The organism is Candidatus Methylomirabilota bacterium (genome assembly GCA_035936835.1).
Lineage (GTDB): Bacteria > Methylomirabilota > Methylomirabilia > Rokubacteriales > CSP1-6 > AR37.
This window is the reverse complement of sequence record DASYVT010000046.1, coordinates 13,433-30,847: the sequence shown is the minus strand read 5'-3', so window position 1 is coordinate 30,847 and position 17,415 is coordinate 13,433. Positions and strand designations below refer to the sequence as shown.

Below are 17,415 nucleotides of genomic sequence, written 5' to 3'. Positions count from 1 at the left end.
TTCGGGCTGTGGAGGAAACGGGCGTGACGACCCATGCTACCCTGCGGCCTCGGATGACCTGGGGTGAGTCGGTCTGTCACGCCCGGCCTGCTCTTCCCTCGTATCATTTCCCGCCTCCCGGCAAGATACAAGGGTGAGGGGGCGAGGCTACGCGTGCTTCCGGAGCTCCAAGCGGCCGATCTGGCGCCGATGGACTTCGTCCGGCCCGTCGGCAAATCGCAGAGTGCGCGAGTGCGCCCACATGGAGGCCAGCGGGAACTCCTGGCTGACGCCGCCGCCGCCGTGGAGCTGCATGGCCCGCTCGACGACGGCCAGGGTCATGTTGGGCACCGCGACCTTGATCTCGGCGATGGCCTGCCGGGCCGCCTTGTTCCCGACCGTGTCCATCATGTAGGCCGCGTGCAGGACGAGCAGCCGCGCCTGGTCGATGTCGATGCGCGACTGGGCGATGCGCTCGAGGGTGATGTCGTTGTCGGCCAGCGGCTTACCGAAGGCGACACGTTTCGTGGAACGGCGGCACATCAGCTCGAGTGCCCGCTCCGCAACGCCGATCTGGCGCATGCAGTGGTGGATGCGCCCGGGCCCGAGGCGGCCCTGCGCGATCTCGAAGCCCCTGCCCTCGCCCAGCAGCATGTTGGAGGCGGGCACCCGCACGTTCTCGAAGAGGACTTCTCCGTGGCCGTGGGGGGCGTCGTCGTAACCGAAGACCGTCAGCATCCGGACGACCTTGATGCCGGGGGCATCGCGCGGGACGAGGATCATGGACTGCTGCTTGTACTTGTCGGGGTTCTTGGCCTCCGTTTTGCCCATGAAGATGATGATCTTGCAGCGAGGGTCGCCGATGCCCGAGGTCCACCACTTGTGGCCGTTGATGACGTAGGAGTCGCCGTCACGCGTGATCGAGGACGCGATGTTCGTCGCGTCCGACGACGCGACCTTGGGCTCGGTCATGGCGAAGGCGGAGCGGATCTTGCCTTCCAGCAGCGGCTGGAGCCACTCCTTCTTCTGCTCGGGCCCGCCGTAGCGCTCGATGGTCTCCATGTTTCCGGTGTCCGGCGCCGAGCAGTTGAAGGACTCGGGCGCGATCGGAGAGCGGCCCATGATCTCGCAGAGCGGGGCGTACTCGAGGTTGGTCAGCCCGGCGCCGCGCTCGCTCTCCGGCAGGAAGAGGTTCCAGAGCCCGCGCTCGCGCGCCTTGGCCTTGAGCTCCTCCATGATGGGCGGCACCTGCCAGCGCGTCGGCCCCTGGTTGAGCTGCTCGTGGAACACGGGCTCCGCCGGGTAGACGTGCTTGCCCATGAAGTCGGTCACCTGCTCCATGTACATCTTGGTCTTCTTCGAGTACTCGAATTCCATCGGAAGCCCCTCCAGGGTCGTGAGTGTGTGGCCTAAATAGACACCATCCGGCCGTCCGACGCAATGGACTCGAGCACGGCGTCCAGCACGGCCTGGGCGCGCATGCCGTCCTCGAAGGACGGCGACTCGCTCCGGCCCCTGCGGACGGCGGCGAGGAAGCGCTTCACGAGCGGGGCGATGGTCGTCTTGCCGACGACCTCCATCGCATCCCCCTCCCCCGCGGACTTCGACAAACCGGCCGGCGCCTTGACCGGGACGAAGCCGCCTTCCTTACCCGCCTGACGCAGCTCGCCGCGCCACCAGCGGGGCTTGTCGCGATCGAGACGATACTCGAGCGCTCCGTCGGAGCCGTAGGCCTCGATGGTCTGCTGGTTCATCGCCCGCGCGGCGCGGCTGACGATGAAGGCCACGAGGGCGCCCGAGGCGAGCCGCGCCGTCACGTCACAGTAGTCCTCCGCGTCGGTCGCCTTTCCGACCCCGGGCACGGTCTTCGAGGGATAGGCGATACCGGTCTGCGCGCTGACCGCCGCGATCTCGCCGAAGTGCCAGCGGACAATATCAATGACGTGAACGCCCATGTCGCCCATCGCGCCGTGGCCGGCCTGCGCCCGGTCCATGCGCCAGGTCGCCGGCGCGGACTCGTCGGCCCAGCGCGACCCCATCCAGCGCAGGTTGGCATGGAAGAGCCGGCCGAGTGCGCCCGCCTCGACCATCGCGTGGAAGCGCTGCATCGCGGCAGTGTAGCGCCAGTTGAAGCCGGTCATCCCGACGCGCTTGGCCCGCGCCGCCGCCTCGATCATCGAGCGGCACTCAGAAGCGTTCATGGCGAGCGGCTTCTCGCAGAGCACATGGCAGCCGGCGGCGAATGCCGCGAGCGCGATCTCGTGGTGGAGGACAGGAGGCGTCGCGATGACGACGATCTCCGGCCTGGCCTGGGCAAGCAGGTCCTGCCAGCGCGCGAAGGCGCGCGGCACTCCGTACCGGTCCGCGACGGCGCGGGCGGCCTTCTCGTTACGCTGGCAGACGGCCACGACCTCGCAGCCGTGGGCCTGGAAGGCGGGAATGTGGGCGCGGCCGAAGCCGAGCCCGATGATGCCAACGGTGTGGGACGTCCGGGCCATGGATCAGGTCTCCTCTCGGGGCGGGAAGCGGAGGGTGACGTCGCGCTGGGGAAACGGTATCTCGATAGCGGCCGCCTTGAGCGCCGCGTTCACGGCGACAGCGCCAGGCGCCGATTGGGCGGGCCGCGCAGCGTCGGGCGGAGGCGACTTGCCCAGCGCGGAGGCGGGCAGCGCGCTCGCGAGGAGGAGGACGGAGGCGAGCGCGATGCGCGACGGCTTCACTGACGACCCCTCTCGTCGCTGGGGTTGACGCGGTCTCGGGTCACGGAGCCGGAGTATAGCGCACCGGGCGCGACCACAGCGGGGCGGCCTGTCACGCCCCTTCAGCCGTGCTACCATGCGGCGACTCGAAAGACGGGGAGGCACAGACCTTGGCAAACCAGGCGCAAGACTCGAGCGAAGTCCTCGTCACCCGCGACGGACCCGTGGTGACGCTCACCTTCAATCGCCCTGAAGCCCGCAACGCGCTGACGTGGAACATGTACGAGCGGCTCTACCAGACCTGCGAAGAGATCGACGCCGACGACTCCATCCGGGTCTTCGTGCTGCGCGGCGCGGGTGGCAAGGCCTTCGTGGCCGGCACCGACATCGGCCAGTTCAAGAGCTTCAAGACCGCGGAGGACGGGATCCAGTACGAGCGCGACGGCGAGCGGCGAACCGGCCGGCTGGAGCGCGTGGGCAAGCCCGTCATCGCGCAGATCGAGGGCTTCGCCGTGGGCGGCGGGTTCGCGATCGCCGCCGTCTGCGACATTAGAATAGCCACGCCGGAGTCGAGCTTCGGCTTCCCCATCGCGCGCACGCTCGGCAACTGCCTCTCGATGGAGAACTACTCGCGCTGCGTGGAGCTCTTCGGCCCCTCGCGGGTCAAGGAGATGATCATGCGCGCGCGCCTCATCACGGCGGAGGAGGCGCACGCCGCGGGCTTCGTCCACGAAATCGTGCCCGCGGCCGGGCTCGAGGCGCGCGTGAAGGCCATCGCCGAGGAGGTCGCCTCGTACGCGCCGATTACATTAAAGGTTACCAAGGAGGCCGTCCGTCGCATCCAGGAGCGCCGGCGCCTCGAAGGCGGCGAGGACCTGATCTCCCTCACCTACTCGAGCGCCGACTTCCGGGAGGGCATGAGCGCCTTCCTCGAGAAGCGGAAGCCCCGCTGGACCGGGAAGTAGACGCCCGCATGATCCGCAGCGTTCCCGGCCGCACCCCGCGCGTCCACCCGGGCGCCTGGGTCGATCCCTCCGCCCAGGTCATCGGCGACGTCACCATCGAGGAGGGCGCCAGCGTCTGGCCGCTGACCGTCCTCCGCGGCGACCAGGACAACTACGTCACGCTCGGGCGCAACTCCAACGTCCAGGACAACTCCGTGCTCCACGTCACCCCGGAGTTTCCCTGCATCGTGGGCGCCAACGTCACCATCGGCCACCGCTGCGTGGTCCACGCCTGCACCATCATGGACAACGTCCGCATCGGCATCGGCGCGGTCGTGCTGACGGGGGCCGTCGTGGAAGAAGGCGCGCAGGTGGGCGCGGGCGCCGTGGTCCCGCAGGGCAAGGTCGTGCCCGCCGGCTGGCTGGTGATGGGTGTGCCCGCCAAGCCGGTCAGGAAGATGAGCGAAGAGGAGCTCGAAGACATCCGCCGGAACGCAGTCGAATATCTCGAGCTCTGGCACCGCGACTATCGCGGATAGCTGAGACTACTTCGCTCCCGGCGGCGCGCCCAGGTTGCGCGCGACCTCTACGTCGCGGCTCTGGTCGCGCGTCTTCGTCGGGCTCAGCACGATCTCTTCGACCACGGTGCGCTCCGGCAGCGTCACACACATCAAGATGGCCGCCGCGACGTCTTCGGGCTGCATCATCGTGGCGCGGGCCGCGGCGGCGGGTGGCAGGGGGCGGTTGGCCAGGATCGGCGTGTCCACCTCGGCCGGCATCACGGTGGTCGCGCGGATGCCCTTGTCGCGGAGCACGGTGTGGACGTGGCCCATGAAGTTGAGCACGCCCGCCTTGGCGGCGCCGTAGGGCGCCCCGCCGATGAGCCCCGGCCGGAGCGCCGCGTACGAGCCGACCGTGACGATGGCGCCGCCGCCCCGCTCGATCATGCTCGGCAGCACGGCCTGCGTCAGCGCGTACACCCCGGTCAGGTTGACGGCGATCACGGCGTCCCAGTCCTCCTGCCCCACCCAGCGGGCGTTGCGCACCTTGCTGGAATGCCCCGCGTTGTTGATCAGAATGTCCACACGCCCGAGCTCCTTGACGACCCATTCCGCTAAGGCGCGCCCTTGGGCGGGCTTGGCGACGTCGGCCTCGCGCGCCACAGCGCGACCTCCCGCCTTTTTGATTTCCGCGACGACCGCCTCGAGGGGCGGCTTGCGCCGGCCCGCGACGACAACGTGCGCGCCCTCGGCGGCCAGCATGAGCGCGGTGGAGCGGCCGATGCCGGTACCGCCACCGGTGACGATCGCGATCTTCCCGTCAAGCTTTCCCATATGGTCTCCGATCAGCGCCACGCCCAAACGGGCTGTTCGAGATGGTCAACGCGCGTCGGGCGGCCGTGCGACACGACCTCGCGCATCTGGTAGATGACGGCCGCCGTGGGCGCGTGAATGAGGCTGCCGAGGATGGGGAGTTGAATGACCGGCCGGTCGCTCTCTGGGATGCTGACGAAGCGCGGGACGTCGGGAGCATCGAGATCCTCGAGCGGGACCAGGTGCACGCGCGCCACCTCGGCAGGGTTCGGAGAGAGCGCGCCGGGATCATCGGCCCAGAAGACGACCGGGGTGATGACGAACCCCGAGCGCGTCGGATAATCGTCGAGGAGCCCGAGCGCCGTCCCCGCGCCGAGCTTGAGCCCGACCTCTTCGTCGAGTTCGCGGAGCGCAGCCCCTTCCGGGCTCTCCCCCGCGTCCATCCGGCCGCCCGGCAGCGCCCACTGCCCCGTGTGGGCGCGCAGCGTGGGCGCGCGCTTGGTCAGCAGGAAGCAGCCGCGCCCCTCCTGATCGGGAAGCAGGACCACGGCCACCGCCGCGGCCTTGCGCCCCTCGAGAGCCGCGGCCCGCCGGTCGAAGGCGGCAAGATTCGCGCGAGCTCTCTCGAGCAGCACCAGATCGAAGCGCACGCCTAGTACGCCGGGAGCTTCCCGCCCTCTGTTCCTGTCTTTCTGACGACTTCGACTTCCTCGGCGGCCTTGGCCGCCATGAAGCGGCTGTCGCTGGCGAGCGTGACGAACTGGTAGCCCTCGGCGATCATCTTGACGGCGTAGGCGGCGGTCGCGTTGTGGATGCCCGCGACGACGCCGTGCTTCTTGCACGCCTTGACGATGACCTGCTGCGCCTCGACGACGGGCGCGTCCGTCTGGTCGAGCCGCGGCTTGCAGCCGAACGCCAGCGACAGGTCCGACGGCCCGACGTAGACCGCGTCCACCCCCGGCACGCTCAGGATGTCGTCCAGGTTCTTGAGCGCCTCGGCCGTCTCGATCATCGGCATCACGATGATGTCCTCGTTGGCGCGGTCACCGTAGTCGGCCCCCATGTATAGGCTCGCGCGCACCGGGCCCCAGCTGCGGTAGCCGCGCGGCGGGTACTTGCACGCCTGGACGAGCGCCTCGGCCTGCTCGCGCGTGTTGACCATGGGGCAGATGACCCCGTAGGCGCCGGCATCCAGGATCTTCATGATGCGGGCCGGATCGTTCCACGGCACACGGGCCAGCGGAATCACCCCGGTCGTCGAGATGCCCTGGAGCATCGACACGCCGACCTGGTAGTCGACCACGCCATGCTGCATGTCCACCGTCAGCGAGTCGAAGCCCTGGTGGGCCATCACCTCGGCCGAGAAGCCCGACGGAATGGACAGCCATCCGTTGACGGCGGCCTCGCCGCGCTTCCAGATCGTCCTGAGCGTATTCTCGCGCACGTCACTCTCCTTTAAATTGGGGGATCACAGACGACCGCGCTATTGAACCGCCCGTGCCGCTGCCTGTCAAGGACACGACCGCGTGCTATACTCCCGCCCGGTCAACGCCCGAGGCCCACACGAGGAGGACAGAACCATGGCGACCACCACTCCGCAGTCTCACGGCTGGGCGCTCCTGCTGCTCTGGGGCGTGTCCTGGATCATCCTTGGTCTCTTCCTGCTCTTCCGGCCCGGCATCACCGCCGTCCTGCTGGTCCAGTTCATGGCCGTCTTCTGGGTAGTGGGTGGCGTGATCGACCTCATGAGCGGGCTGACCCACGCCCAGCCCGGCCGCGGCTGGCGCATCTTCGGCGGCCTCCTCGGCGCTGTCGCGGGCGTTATCCTGATCGTCCACCCCCTTGTCGGCGCCATCGTCACGATCGCCTTCCAGTATTACCTGCTGGCTTTCGCCGCCATCGTCATCGGCGTGATCAACCTGGTCGGCGGCTTCAAGCCAAGTCTCTCGTGGGGCGGCTCCCTTCTGGGCCTGGTCCAGGTGATCCTGGGCATTTTCCTGGTGACGCATCCGGTGATGGGCATGCTCGCCTATGTCCCAACGCTCGGCTGCATCATCATCGTCGGCGGCATCGTCACCATCGTCGCCGCCTTCCGCGTCAAGGGCGCGATGGCGACGGCATGAGAACTCGCACCTGGAGACTCCCATGGCGCTCGAACAGGAGCTGACGAACCGGCTGACGCAGGCGATCAAGACCAAGGACGGGCGTACCGCGGACGTGGTGCGCATGCTCAAGACCCGGCTGCAGGAGCGCCGCACCGCCAAGGGCTTCGCCGGCCAGATCGACGACGCGCTCGTCCTCGACGTCATCGGCGCCTACCGCAAGCAGCTCCAGAAGGCCATCGCGGAGTACGACAAGCTGGGCGAGCGCGGCGCCGCACACGCCGCGCAGCTTCGCTTTGAGCAGGAATTCTGCGAAGGCTACCTGCCGAAGGGCATGGACGAGGCGGCGGCGCGGGCGCTCGTCAAAGAGCGCCTCGCCGCGCTCGGCATCGTCGACGGCAAGCAGGTCGGGCGCCTCATCGGCGACATCATGAAGACCCACAAGGGCCAGGTCGAGGCCGGCGACGTCAAGCGCATCGCCGAGGAGCTGCTGAAGGGCTGAGCGCTCGCGGCGGCGTGGCTCTATCCGCTGACCAAGCACACTTTCACAACTCTGCGGCAAGCCGAAGGGCACAGCGCACATGACCGGTGTTTCAAGGAGGCGTGGAGTGACATACCGAATAGTCCGCGGTCTGACGCTGGCTGCTCTTCTAGTCGTCTTCGGCCAGGCGCATGCCCAGACCGATCCGCTGCCGTCCTGGAACGACGGGCCGGCCAAGAAGGCGATCACGGAGTTCGTGCAGGCCACCACGGACAAGGCGAGCCCGAAGTTCGTCGCGCCGGAAGCGCGGATCGCCACCTTCGATCAGGACGGCACGCTGTGGGTCGAGCAGCCGATGTACCCGCAGGTGATCTACTGCCTGGAACGGGTGCCGGCGGTGGTGGCCAGGAAGCCCGAATTGAAGAACGTGGAGCCCTTCAAGACGGTGCTGTCCGGCGACGGCGCAGCCATCGCGAAGATCTTGTTTTCCGATCTCGAAAAGATCCTCCAAGCGACTCTGACCGGCATGACAGTGGAGGAGTTCAAGGCCGAGGTGACACAGTGGCTGGCGACCGCCAAGCACCCGCGCTGGAAGCGGCCGTACACCGAGCTGACGTACCAGCCGATGCAGGAGGTGCTGCGCTACCTGCGCACCAACGGCTACAAGACCTACATCGTGACCGGCGGCGGCCAGGATTTCGTGCGCGTATTCGCCGACCAGGTCTACGGCATCCCGCCCGAGCAGGTGGTCGGCAGCACGAGCGGGACGAAGTACGCCTATGACAAGAGCGGGCGGCCGTTTCTGACCAAAGAGCCGAAGCTGCTGCTGAACGACAACTTTGCCGGCAAGCCCGAGGGCATCCACCTGATGATCGGGCGCCGGCCGTACGCGGCCTTCGGCAACTCGACCGGCGACCGCCAGATGCTGGAGTATACCCAGGCGGGCGACGGCGCGAGGCTCGTGATGCTGGTTCATCACGATGATGCCCAGCGCGAGTACGCCTACGGACCCCACAGCAAGGTCGGCACCTTCTCCGACGCGCTGATGGCCGAGGCGAAGAAGAAGGGTTGGGTCGTCATCAGCATGAAGAATGACTGGAAGCGGATCTTTGCATTTGAATAACTGTTTCTCGGCTCCGGGATCGCGCGGCTCGACGACATGGGTATCGCAATCGGCCAGCGCTTCTAAGCCATTGGCCCGGCGACGACTCCCCGATTGCCGCCGGCGCCGCCGCGTGCGATAGTGGCCGCCGGAGCCAACCGGGAGGGAACACGGCCATGGTCACGAAGACACGCAGCAACCTCCACACGCCGCTCTGCGACCTCCTCGGCATCCGCTATCCCATCTGCCAGGCGGGCATGGCCTTCGTCGCCCGCTCCTCCCTGGCGGCGGCCGTCTCCGCGGCCGGCGGGCTCGGCGTCATCGCCGCGGCCCACGGCACCCCCGCACATCTGCGCGATGAGATCCGCCGCGTGCGCGATCTCACCGACAAGCCCTTCGGCGTGGACGTCCTCTTCGCGACCATCCGCATAGCCGGTGACGAGGTGGAGCAATTCACCGACCAGGTCAAAGGGTGGACAGACGTGACGCTCGAGGAGCGGGTGCCGGTGCTCATCGCCGGGCTCGGCAATCCCGGCCCCGTCACGGCCGAGGCCCACCGCCTCGGCATCAAGGTCATGGCCCTCTGCGGCAACGTCAAGCAGGCGCGTGACCACGCCGCCAACGGCGTGGACGCCGTCATCGCGCAAGGGCACGAGGCCGGAGGGCATACGGGCCGCATCGGCGGGATGGTGCTGATCCCCGCGGTGGTGGACGCGGTGGCACCGACGCCGGTGGTCGCAGCCGGCGGTGTCGCCGACGGGCGCGGGCTTGCCGCCGCGCTGGCGCTGGGCGCCGTCGGCGTCTGGATGGGCACGCGCTTCATCGCCACCCACGAAGCCTACGGCCACGACAACTACAAGAAAAAGATCGTCGCCATCGACGAGGAAGGCACGGTGGTCCATCGCGGCGCCACCGGCAAGCCCTGCCGCGCGATCCGCAACGACTTCACGCGCGAGTGGGAGAAGCGCACGGCCGAGATCCTGCCCTTCCCGCTCCAGGCGCAGCGTGTGGGCTTCCCCGCCGCCATCCGGGCGCGCGAGGAGGGCGACATCGAGAACGGCCACGCCGCCTGCGGCCAGAGCGCGGGGCTCATCAGCGAGATCGTGCCCGCGCGCGAGCTGATCGAACGCATGATCGCCGAGGCCGAGGCCGCGCTTCAGTTCGGGGTCAGGTCTTGAAATACGACATTCGGGCGATTGCGTTTGGCCCGTCACGACCTGCAGAACCAGAATGTAGTATTTCAAGACCTGACCCCAGACCCGAGGAGGCCCCGTGACCGACCCGAAGAATCTCGAGACCGAAGCGACGGAGTTGCTGTGCGCCCTCATCAGGAACGCCTGCGTGAACGACGGCACGCCGGAGTCGGGTCACGAGGAGCGCAACGCCGACGCGCTCGAATCGTATTTCGCGGGCTCGGGCCTCTCCTTCGAGCGCCACGCGGCCGGGCCCGGTAGGGTCAGCCTCATAACTCGAATAGACGGCAGCGACCCGAAAGCTCCCACGCTCCTCCTCATGGGCCACACCGACGTGGTGCCCGTCAACCCATCCGGCTGGGAGCGCGATCCGTTCGGCGCCGAGGTGGTGGACGGGATCGTCTGGGGCCGCGGGGCTACCGACATGCTCAACATCACGTCCACGATGGCCGTGGCCACGCGGCGGCTGGCCAAGAGCGGCTTCAAGCCGCGCGGGACGCTGATCTACCTCGCCGTCGCCGATGAGGAAGCCGGCAGCGTCTACGGCGCCAGCTACCTGACCCGCGAGAAGTTCGACGCGGTCAAGGCCGACTACGTGATCACCGAGAGCGGCGGCGTTCCCATCCCCGCGCCCTCGGGCATCAAGCTGCCGGTGACCGTCGGCGAGAAGGGCGTCAACTGGCGGCGGCTCGTGGTCAAGGGCACGCCCGGCCACGGCTCGATGCCCTTCCGCACGGACAACGCCCTCGTCACGGCGGCCGAGGTGGTGCGCCGGGTAGCCGTCTACCAGCCCAAGGCGAAGATCCTCGACGAGTGGCGGCGCTACGTGGCCGAGCTGGAGCTGCCGAAGGAGCTCGAGGCGGCGCTGACCGATCCCAAACGCGTGCTGGAGGCCGTGCGCACGCTCGAGCCGTTGGGGCTCGCGCGAATTGCGCACGCGTGCACCCACACGACCTTCTCGCCGAATGTCGTGCACGGCGGGTCCAAGATCAACGTCATCCCCGACCGCATCGCGATCGACATCGACATCCGCGCGCTTCCCGGGGTGAGCCCGCTCGACGTGGACGCCATGCTGAAGGAGGCGCTGGGCGATCTCGCCTCGCGTGTGGAGATCGATGCTCCACGCGGCCAGGAAGGATCGACGACCTCGCTCGACACGCCGCTCGGCGAGGCGCTCGCCCGGGTGACGCAGGCGCTCGTGCCCGGCAGCAAGATCATCCCGCGCCTCACCGGCGGCGCCACCGACGCGCGGTACTTCCGCTGGAAGGGTGTGCCGTCCTACGGCTTCGCCCTGCACTCCCGCCGCATTCCCTACACCGACTACCCGCTCATGTTCCACGGCAACAATGAGCGCATCGACACGGAGAGCCTCCGCCTGTCGGCCACCATGTGGGAAGCGCTCTGCCGAGACTTCCTGGCCTGATGGCGCCGGCGGCGGCGAAGCCTCTCGACGATTCGCTCCCGCTGAGCGGCCTGCTGATCCTCGACCTCACCCGCGTCCTCGCGGGCCCGTACTGCACGCGCCTGCTGGCCGACATGGGCGCGCGCGTCATCAAGATCGAGCGACCGGGCACCGGCGAGGAGACGCGCCACAACCCGCACCAGCTCGAGCCCGGCCGCGACGACCAGAGCACGTATTTCACGCGCGTCAACGCGGGCAAGGAGAGCGTGGCGGTCGACCTGTCCCACGCCGAGGGCCGCCGCGTGGTGCTCGACCTCGCCCGTCACGCCGATGTCTTCATCGAAAACTTCACGCCGGGTGTGGTCGCCCGCCTCGGCTGCGACTACGACGCGGTCCGCCTGGTGAAGCCCGACATCGTCTACTGCTCCATCTCCGGCTTCGGGCAGACGGGCCCGTGGCGGCTCCGCCCGGCCTTCGCCCACACCATCAACGCCATGTCCGGGCTCATGCACCTCGAGCAGGGCGACGAGCCGAACCCGCGGGCCTCGAACCTCCAGGCCGCCGACATGCTGGCCGCGACCCATGCCGCCACCGCCGTCCTGGGCGCGCTCTGGCGGCGGGCGCGCACGGGACGCGGCGCGCATCTGGACGTCTCCATGCTCGAGGCCCTCGTGGCTTCGGACAGCGTGACCTTCGGGGCCGTTCTCAATGGCGGCCAGGAGCACGGCAATCCGCGGCCCGGCATGGTGGTCCACAAGATCGGTCACCGCTACCTGGCGTTCCAGGTCGTGGGCGGGCCCGAACTCTGGCCGAGGCTGCTCAAGGTGATGGAGCGCCCGGAGCTGACGAACGATGCGCGTTTCGCGACGGCGGATGCGCGGCGGGCGAATTGGCGCGCGCTCCGTGAGGTAATCGGCCGGTGGCTCGACAACTTTGCGAGCGTGGACGCGGCGATCGACGTGCTCACCAAGGCGCGGCTACCCTGCGCGCCGGTCCTGCGCCCGGCCGAGGTCATCGCGGCGCCCCAGTTGGCCGAGCGTAAGTTCTTCCCGGCGCTGTCGCATCCGGCCCGCGGGGACGTGCGCGTGACGGCCAGTCCCTACCACCTCGACGGCAAGCCGGTCCACCCGCAGGGCCCCGCCCCGCATCGCGTGGGCCAGCATACCCGCGACGTACTCGCGAATCTCCTCGGCTACGACGAGGAGCGGATCGCCGCGCTCCTGGCTTCCCGCGCCGTCGAAGCGCCCTAGCGCGACCCCGCGGCCGGCGGCGCTCTCAGTGCCCGCCGTGCCCGGGGATGGAGATTAGCAGGTGGAGCGAGCCGCCGAGCTCGTTCAGCCGCCGCGAGTCCCAGCGGACAAACGCCTCCCGCTCTTCGTCGGTGAGCTCGGCGGCGGCGAGCGCGGCGCGCGCGTCGTCGCGGAAGCGGGCCCGGAAGGCCTGGTCCTTCTTCAGGCGGTAGAGGAGGACGTTGACCTCGTAGCGGCTCATGGGAGCGCCCACTCGAGGGCGGCGAGATCGATGCGGCCCATCTCGCCGAAGAAACGGACGCGGGCCCGGGCCGTGCTGACAGCGCCGACCAGCACCATCCAGTTCAGGAACTCGTGGGAGCCGCTCTCGTCGAGGTCCTTCATGGTGAGCGCGCACAGTGCCTCGTGATCGCCCACCTCCATGAGGCTCACCAGCCAGCGGTCGAATAGGACGTCGGACGTGCCAACGCGGGCCAGCGACAGGCCAGGAAAATGCGAGAGACCGCCGGTCGCGATCACGGCGACCCGCCAGGGCCCCTCAGCCACGACTCGGGCGATGTGCCTGCCCGCCGCGAAGCAGCGGCGCGCCGTGGGCTGCGGCGCGATAAAGCAGTTAACCCAGAACGGGACGAGGGGCGGCACGGGTAGAGGCCCGCAGAGCGTGCTCACGGGGCTCAGGAACGCGTGGTCGAGCGGGGCCGACCACGAGGCGGCGAAGTCGAAGCCCGCTTCCATCCCCTGCTCCAGGACGCGGTTGGCCAGATCTTCGTGGAGGGGGTAGCGCTCGGGCAGGCCGTCGAGCGCGCGGTCGAACTCGATCGCGTCGTCCTGGACCATGCGCTGGACGGAGCGGCCGATGCGCACGCACATGGCCGGGATCGCGTCGAAGGAGAAGACGTTCAGGTGGTCGTCGGCGATCACGACGAGGGCGTCCGGTTTGGCGGCGAGCATGTCGCGGCCCATGTCCCGGACCACGGCGATCAGCTCCTCGACCATCCGGCGCCCGTGGGGCCCCACGTTCTTGCCGTAGTAGTCGGGATAGAGCACGTGCGACATCGCCGCCGCGTAGACGACCTTGCCCATCGCCCTTACGCCTCCTTGACAGGTTCCGTAGGGTGGAGCCTGTCAGATGAGGTCAACCTCGGACATCAGGCAGTTCGATTAGGGTGATTGCGGGCCCGCGCAACAACCGAACCCGAACGCTGGCGGTGAGCGGCGGCGGCGAGCGGATGCGAGCCAAGCGTCCGCTCCACTGCCATGTTCGACGCCCCATCGATGCAGACAGTCATTCGACGATCTGATCGACTCGCACCAGGAATGACGGCGGGATCGCCAAGCCGAGAGCATTAACCGTCCTCTTGTTGATCACCAACTCGAACTTCGTAGGTTGCTCGACAGGCAGGTCAGCAGGCTTCGCGCCCTTCAGGATCTTGTCCACGTAGGGCGCCGCACGGCGGTACACATCCACAACATCCACACCGTACGACATGAGACCTCCAACTTCGACGAATTCCTTGAGCGCATAGATCGCGGGCAGTCGGGTGCTTGCTGCCGCCTTTACGAATCGAGCCCGGTGCGTCGTGAAAAGTGGAGTGTCGACGTGCAGCAGACCGTCGATGCCGCGTAGTGCCTTGAGGGCGGCATCGAAATCGTCCCCGCCCCGCACTGGGACCTCCACAAGCTGCACGCCCAGTGCGCGTGCTGCGGCGCCCGCCCCCTGAAACTGCATGGCGTTGGTCGGATGGGGCGGATGCGACAGGATCGCGACTCGCTTGAGCGTCGGAACGAGCTCCGTAAGCAGCTGCAGGCGCTTACCGGTCATTTCCGCAGCATCGACGGCGATGGCGACTCCCGTGATGTTGCCCCCCGGATATCTCAGGCTCTGGACGAGGCCGATCTTATCCGGGTTGTAGACGCCCGCAAACACGATAGGCACCGAAGACGTCGCGCCCATGGCGGCCACCGCGGCTGACGCAGCTGAAGCCAGGATGAGATCCACCTTCAATCGCACCAACTCCTCGGCGAATTGCGGAAGTTGGTCCAGGCTGCCGTCGGTCGACCGAAATTCCCAAACTAGGTTCCGACCCTCGACGTATCCTCGTTCTCGTAGACCCTGCTGAAGCGCCTCAACCCAGGCCTTGGGTGGCGGACCCTGACGCAAAAAGCCGATCCGGTAGACCTTCCCGGCAGGCTGGTGCTGCGCTTGTGCATCGCCGACAGGCCCGGAAACGAAACTGGCGAGAGCGGGCAGGAACGCCACAAGGACGAGCGCACCAACGCGTATCGCCATTGCTGCGTAGCGGACCCGGCGCCAGCGATCGTAGCCAGTCATCTGCAGAACCTCTCGCTAGTGCGGCGAACGCTCAGTATCTTGAACTGCGATATCCGGCTGCGTAGTTCTGTATAGCACGACGAACGAGCCCGACCGAGCTCCGACGGCACCCGCGTTTCCGCGACCTTGCAGGGCACGCCTTCGTTCCCTTGCTGTGATACACCGCGAGGCGTTGCACGATATCATCTGGGCCTCCGCGGCCAGCCCGATGTGTTTGCCAGCCTCTGAGCCGAGATTCCCGATATTGCCCATTCTCTCCTGCCTCCTATGCGGCTAAGCGGGCCGCACGCTCTCGAACCTGCCGTTCCGCCCATGCGGAACGAGATGACAGGGGGTCCTTGTCGAGATTCCACCCCCGCCGCGTCCTCCTCCTCCCTTGACACCGACATCCGAGACACCCCCGCCGCTGCGCTCACCCGTGATATCGGAAATCGGCGCTTACTTGCCCCAGTACGCGCGCGCCGCCGGGAACACGGTCCCGCAGCGGGTCGGCTCGGTCGGCCCGTCCAGCGTGTCGGCGACGGCCTTCCAGACCGCGTAGTGCGGCGTGGCGCGATGGGCTTCGAGCGCGGCCTCGTCCTTGTAGACCTCGTAGAAGTAGTAGACGTTCTCATCCTGCGCGTCCTGGAGGACGTTGAAGCGCAGGCACCCAGGCTCGTCCCCCTCGGAACCGAGCGCGTCCACTTCGATCGCCTTCAGGAAGCGCTGCCGCTCCCCCGGCTTGATGCGCGCCTTCACCCAGATCGCCAGCATGCCCGCCTCCTTCAAGGTGTGGTCAAACGCCTTGGGTAGTCCAGCGGGCGACCTCGGCTTCGAGGTCCAGCGCCCTGGTCCCGACAGAAGTGCCTCCCGGTACCGTCCAGAAGATCTCGAACTCGAGGCCGTCGGGATCCTTGGCGTACAGCGACAGGCTCACGCCGTGATCCGACTGGCCGACGAGCGCGCCCGCCTCGGCGAGTCGCAGCCGCGCCCGGACCAGATCGGTGATCTCGCCGACCTCCCACGCCGAATGGTACATACGTGCCACGCCCTCGTCGGGCCTCGGAGCCCCCGGCTGCTCGAAGAGACCGAGGTTGTGGTCGTCGGCGCTGCCGGGAATCTTCATGAAGGCCGCGTTGGGGTACCGGCGCTTCACCTCGAAGCCCAAGACGTCCTCGTAGAACCGGACGCTCCGATCGACGTTGGACACCCACAGGACCAGGTGCTGCAGCCGCTTGAGACCGATGGGGCTGTTCATCTTGACGCCTCCGGGTACTCGATGCTGACGGTGATGGCCGCGCACGCGATAATCGTGTCCGCGCCGGGCACGCGCAGACCTCCGCTCACCGCGTGGACAGTGACTTCGCCGTGAGGAAGCTCGCGCCGGACTGTATCGATATTGACGGACCCCGGGTCGGGGACCGCAACGGTGACGTCAACCAGCATCTTCCCGCCGCGCTCCCGGACATCATGGAGCAGCGGCAAGCTCGAATGCCGGATCGCGTCCGATACCGCGCGGCAGGCGGCCTTCGTGGCGTCCCGACCGTGAACGTCCACGCCCATGCCGAACTCGAGGACAGACGCTTTTGCCGTCACGCTCCACCTCCAGGCGGAACCAGCGCGGTGAGATACGGCATGACCTCGTTGCTGAAGAGGCCGATGGACGCCGCGGCCTCGGTCTCGCTCATCTCGCCGAACATCAGCCGGCAGACGAAGTAGGTACAGCGGCTCGCGGCGACCTGGCGCTCGATCTCCTCGCGCACCCGCGCGGGGGTGCCCGCGATGGCGACGCCGCGCTGGCGCGCCTCGTCGAAGTCCCGGGCGAAGCGGATGGGGATCGAGCCGAAGTCGCGCCAGAGCTTGGTTAGGTTCGCGTACCACGTGGCGTAGCTCGGCCGCGCCAGCGCCTCGGCCTGCGCGTCGGTGGGCGCGACGACGATGTGGCGCGAGATGCCGAGCTTGGGCATGGCTGCGCCGCCGTGCTTGCGCTCCCAGACCTCGCGGTAGCGGTCGAAGAGCGGCGCCGACACCTCGCTCGGGCCGTTGGTGAGGACGTGGACGCGGTTGGTCGCCGCCCACTCCGCGCCGGCGGCATGGCTCAGGCCGTACCAGAGCGGCGGGTGCGGCTGCTGGAAGGGCCGGAGGATCATGGGGACTTTCCGGTATGTGTAGCGATTGCCCCGGTGGTCGAGCACCTCGCTCTGGAGCCCCTGCAGGATGACCTCGAGCGCCTCCTGGTAGATCTCCTCGGTCTCGAGGTGGTGCAGATTGAAGTACGCCATCTCGTAGGGGACAATCCCGCGTCCCACGCCGAAGTCGAAGCGCCCCCGCGAGAGCTGGTCCAGCATGCAGACCTCTTCGATCAGCCGGAGCGGGTCGTAGAGCGGCAGGCAGTACACGCAGGGCCCGAGCCGGATGCGCCGGGTGCGCTGTGTGGCGGCCGCGAGGAAGATGCCCGGAGAGGGCGCCAGCCCCAGTGGAGTCGCGTGGTGCTCGGCCAAGTGGTAGGAGTAGAAGCCGGCCGCGTCGTACCTCTCGAGCAGGCGCAGCCGGCTCTCGTAGAACTCGGCGAGCGGCACGTCCCGCCGATCGAGATGGTCGAAAACGCCTATATCCATATTGGGTCCATATTGGCGCTC

At 68.1% G+C, this 17,415-nt stretch carries 21 protein-coding genes; 8 read left to right on the top strand and 13 right to left on the bottom strand.

What is annotated here, in order from left to right; genetic code table 11:
- Window positions 1-147: 147 nt before the first annotated feature.
- From VGV06_03915 to VGV06_03905, 3 genes are read right to left on the bottom strand one after another with little or no spacing between them, the layout of a single operon-like run.
- A complete protein-coding gene (locus VGV06_03915; GenBank protein ID HEV2054304.1) occupies window positions 148-1,356 on the bottom strand; it encodes an acyl-CoA dehydrogenase family protein in 1,209 nt (402 codons plus the stop codon).
- A 32-nt stretch (window positions 1,357-1,388) separates the two neighbouring features.
- Window positions 1,389-2,477, bottom strand: coding sequence for a Gfo/Idh/MocA family oxidoreductase (locus VGV06_03910; protein HEV2054303.1), 1,089 nt, complete (start codon window positions 2,475-2,477; stop codon window positions 1,389-1,391).
- 3 nt (window positions 2,478-2,480) lie between these two features.
- The gene (locus VGV06_03905) at window positions 2,481-2,699 is read right to left on the bottom strand and encodes a hypothetical protein (GenBank protein ID HEV2054302.1); all 219 of its coding nucleotides are present in this window, start codon (window positions 2,697-2,699) and stop codon (window positions 2,481-2,483) included.
- A gap of 149 nt (window positions 2,700-2,848) precedes the next feature.
- Here VGV06_03905 and VGV06_03900 point away from each other — a divergent pair, with 149 nt between their 5' ends.
- Both VGV06_03900 and VGV06_03895 read left to right on the top strand, forming a co-directional pair.
- Window positions 2,849-3,643, top strand: coding sequence for an enoyl-CoA hydratase/isomerase family protein (locus tag VGV06_03900; protein HEV2054301.1), 795 nt, complete (start codon window positions 2,849-2,851; stop codon window positions 3,641-3,643).
- Window positions 3,644-3,651: 8 nt separating this feature from the next.
- Window positions 3,652-4,161, top strand: coding sequence for a gamma carbonic anhydrase family protein (locus VGV06_03895; protein HEV2054300.1), 510 nt, complete (start codon window positions 3,652-3,654; stop codon window positions 4,159-4,161).
- A gap of 6 nt (window positions 4,162-4,167) precedes the next feature.
- On the opposite strand, the gene VGV06_03890 is transcribed toward VGV06_03895, so the two are convergent.
- The 3 genes from VGV06_03890 to VGV06_03880 are packed head-to-tail and all read right to left on the bottom strand — an operon-like array spanning window position 4,168 to window position 6,379.
- Window positions 4,168-4,956 (bottom strand): SDR family oxidoreductase, encoded by a 789-nt coding sequence (locus VGV06_03890; GenBank protein ID HEV2054299.1) that lies wholly within the window; start codon window positions 4,954-4,956, stop codon window positions 4,168-4,170.
- Between the two features lie 11 nt (window positions 4,957-4,967).
- The gene (locus tag VGV06_03885) at window positions 4,968-5,585 is read right to left on the bottom strand and encodes a CoA pyrophosphatase (protein ID HEV2054298.1); all 618 of its coding nucleotides are present in this window, start codon (window positions 5,583-5,585) and stop codon (window positions 4,968-4,970) included.
- A 2-nt stretch (window positions 5,586-5,587) separates the two neighbouring features.
- Window positions 5,588-6,379: an aldolase/citrate lyase family protein gene (locus VGV06_03880; protein HEV2054297.1), complete on the bottom strand. Its 792-nt coding sequence runs from the start codon at window positions 6,377-6,379 to the stop codon at window positions 5,588-5,590.
- 136 nt (window positions 6,380-6,515) lie between these two features.
- Here VGV06_03880 and VGV06_03875 point away from each other — a divergent pair, with 136 nt between their 5' ends.
- From VGV06_03875 to VGV06_03850, 6 genes are all read left to right on the top strand, one after another.
- Window positions 6,516-7,058, top strand: coding sequence for a DUF308 domain-containing protein (locus VGV06_03875; GenBank protein HEV2054296.1), 543 nt, complete (start codon window positions 6,516-6,518; stop codon window positions 7,056-7,058).
- A 22-nt stretch (window positions 7,059-7,080) separates the two neighbouring features.
- The gene (locus VGV06_03870) at window positions 7,081-7,539 is read left to right on the top strand and encodes a GatB/YqeY domain-containing protein (protein HEV2054295.1); all 459 of its coding nucleotides are present in this window, start codon (window positions 7,081-7,083) and stop codon (window positions 7,537-7,539) included.
- A gap of 106 nt (window positions 7,540-7,645) precedes the next feature.
- Complete coding sequence (locus tag VGV06_03865) at window positions 7,646-8,641, top strand: HAD family hydrolase (protein ID HEV2054294.1); 996 nt, start codon at window positions 7,646-7,648, stop codon at window positions 8,639-8,641.
- Window positions 8,642-8,796: 155 nt separating this feature from the next.
- Window positions 8,797-9,798, top strand: coding sequence for a nitronate monooxygenase (locus VGV06_03860; protein ID HEV2054293.1), 1,002 nt, complete (start codon window positions 8,797-8,799; stop codon window positions 9,796-9,798).
- A 94-nt stretch (window positions 9,799-9,892) separates the two neighbouring features.
- A complete protein-coding gene (locus VGV06_03855; protein HEV2054292.1) occupies window positions 9,893-11,236 on the top strand; it encodes a M20/M25/M40 family metallo-hydrolase in 1,344 nt (447 codons plus the stop codon).
- On the top strand, window positions 11,236-12,465 hold the full coding sequence (locus tag VGV06_03850) for a CoA transferase (GenBank protein HEV2054291.1): 1,230 nt from the start codon (window positions 11,236-11,238) through the stop codon (window positions 12,463-12,465). Before VGV06_03855 ends, VGV06_03850 begins: the two co-directional genes overlap by 1 nt.
- Before the next feature lie 25 nt (window positions 12,466-12,490).
- Here VGV06_03850 and VGV06_03845 read toward each other — a convergent pair whose 3' ends face one another.
- The 7 genes from VGV06_03845 to VGV06_03815 form a co-directional block, all read right to left on the bottom strand.
- Window positions 12,491-12,706 (bottom strand): Os1348 family NHLP clan protein, encoded by a 216-nt coding sequence (locus VGV06_03845; protein ID HEV2054290.1) that lies wholly within the window; start codon window positions 12,704-12,706, stop codon window positions 12,491-12,493.
- A complete protein-coding gene (locus VGV06_03840) occupies window positions 12,703-13,548 on the bottom strand; it encodes a hypothetical protein (GenBank protein ID HEV2054289.1) in 846 nt (281 codons plus the stop codon). The genes VGV06_03845 and VGV06_03840 overlap by 4 nt, the downstream gene beginning before the upstream one ends.
- A gap of 202 nt (window positions 13,549-13,750) precedes the next feature.
- On the bottom strand, window positions 13,751-14,797 hold the full coding sequence (locus VGV06_03835; protein ID HEV2054288.1) for an ABC transporter substrate-binding protein: 1,047 nt from the start codon (window positions 14,795-14,797) through the stop codon (window positions 13,751-13,753).
- Between the two features lie 438 nt (window positions 14,798-15,235).
- Window positions 15,236-15,550, bottom strand: coding sequence for a putative quinol monooxygenase (locus VGV06_03830; protein HEV2054287.1), 315 nt, complete (start codon window positions 15,548-15,550; stop codon window positions 15,236-15,238).
- 22 nt (window positions 15,551-15,572) lie between these two features.
- A complete protein-coding gene (locus VGV06_03825; protein HEV2054286.1) occupies window positions 15,573-16,034 on the bottom strand; it encodes a VOC family protein in 462 nt (153 codons plus the stop codon).
- The gene (locus VGV06_03820) at window positions 16,031-16,372 is read right to left on the bottom strand and encodes a Lin0512 family protein (GenBank protein ID HEV2054285.1); all 342 of its coding nucleotides are present in this window, start codon (window positions 16,370-16,372) and stop codon (window positions 16,031-16,033) included. The genes VGV06_03825 and VGV06_03820 overlap by 4 nt, the downstream gene beginning before the upstream one ends.
- Window positions 16,369-17,394, bottom strand: a complete 1,026-nt coding sequence (locus tag VGV06_03815; protein HEV2054284.1) for an LLM class flavin-dependent oxidoreductase — start codon at window positions 17,392-17,394, stop codon at window positions 16,369-16,371. Before VGV06_03815 ends, VGV06_03820 begins: the two co-directional genes overlap by 4 nt.
- Between the last annotated feature and the right edge of the window lie 21 nt (window positions 17,395-17,415).

Bases quoted from the DNA above. Each gene is read 5' to 3' on its own strand.
- VGV06_03890 (HEV2054299.1), bottom strand. From the start codon at position 4,956: ATGGGAAAGCTTGACGGGAAGATCGCGATCGTCACCGGTGGCGGTACC.
- VGV06_03895 (HEV2054300.1), top strand. From the start codon at position 3,652: ATGATCCGCAGCGTTCCCGGCCGCACCCCGCGCGTCCACCCGGGCGCC.
- VGV06_03860 (HEV2054293.1), top strand. From the start codon at position 8,797: ATGGTCACGAAGACACGCAGCAACCTCCACACGCCGCTCTGCGACCTC.
- VGV06_03835 (HEV2054288.1), bottom strand. From the start codon at position 14,797: ATGACTGGCTACGATCGCTGGCGCCGGGTCCGCTACGCAGCAATGGCG.
- VGV06_03830 (HEV2054287.1), bottom strand. From the start codon at position 15,550: ATGCTGGCGATCTGGGTGAAGGCGCGCATCAAGCCGGGGGAGCGGCAG.
- VGV06_03915 (HEV2054304.1), bottom strand. From the start codon at position 1,356: ATGGAATTCGAGTACTCGAAGAAGACCAAGATGTACATGGAGCAGGTG.
- VGV06_03850 (HEV2054291.1), top strand. From the start codon at position 11,236: ATGGCGCCGGCGGCGGCGAAGCCTCTCGACGATTCGCTCCCGCTGAGC.
- VGV06_03870 (HEV2054295.1), top strand. From the start codon at position 7,081: ATGGCGCTCGAACAGGAGCTGACGAACCGGCTGACGCAGGCGATCAAG.
- VGV06_03825 (HEV2054286.1), bottom strand. From the start codon at position 16,034: ATGAACAGCCCCATCGGTCTCAAGCGGCTGCAGCACCTGGTCCTGTGG.
- VGV06_03840 (HEV2054289.1), bottom strand. From the start codon at position 13,548: ATGGGCAAGGTCGTCTACGCGGCGGCGATGTCGCACGTGCTCTATCCC.
- VGV06_03845 (HEV2054290.1), bottom strand. From the start codon at position 12,706: ATGAGCCGCTACGAGGTCAACGTCCTCCTCTACCGCCTGAAGAAGGAC.
- VGV06_03910 (HEV2054303.1), bottom strand. From the start codon at position 2,477: ATGGCCCGGACGTCCCACACCGTTGGCATCATCGGGCTCGGCTTCGGC.
- VGV06_03815 (HEV2054284.1), bottom strand. From the start codon at position 17,394: ATGGATATAGGCGTTTTCGACCATCTCGATCGGCGGGACGTGCCGCTC.
- VGV06_03875 (HEV2054296.1), top strand. From the start codon at position 6,516: ATGGCGACCACCACTCCGCAGTCTCACGGCTGGGCGCTCCTGCTGCTC.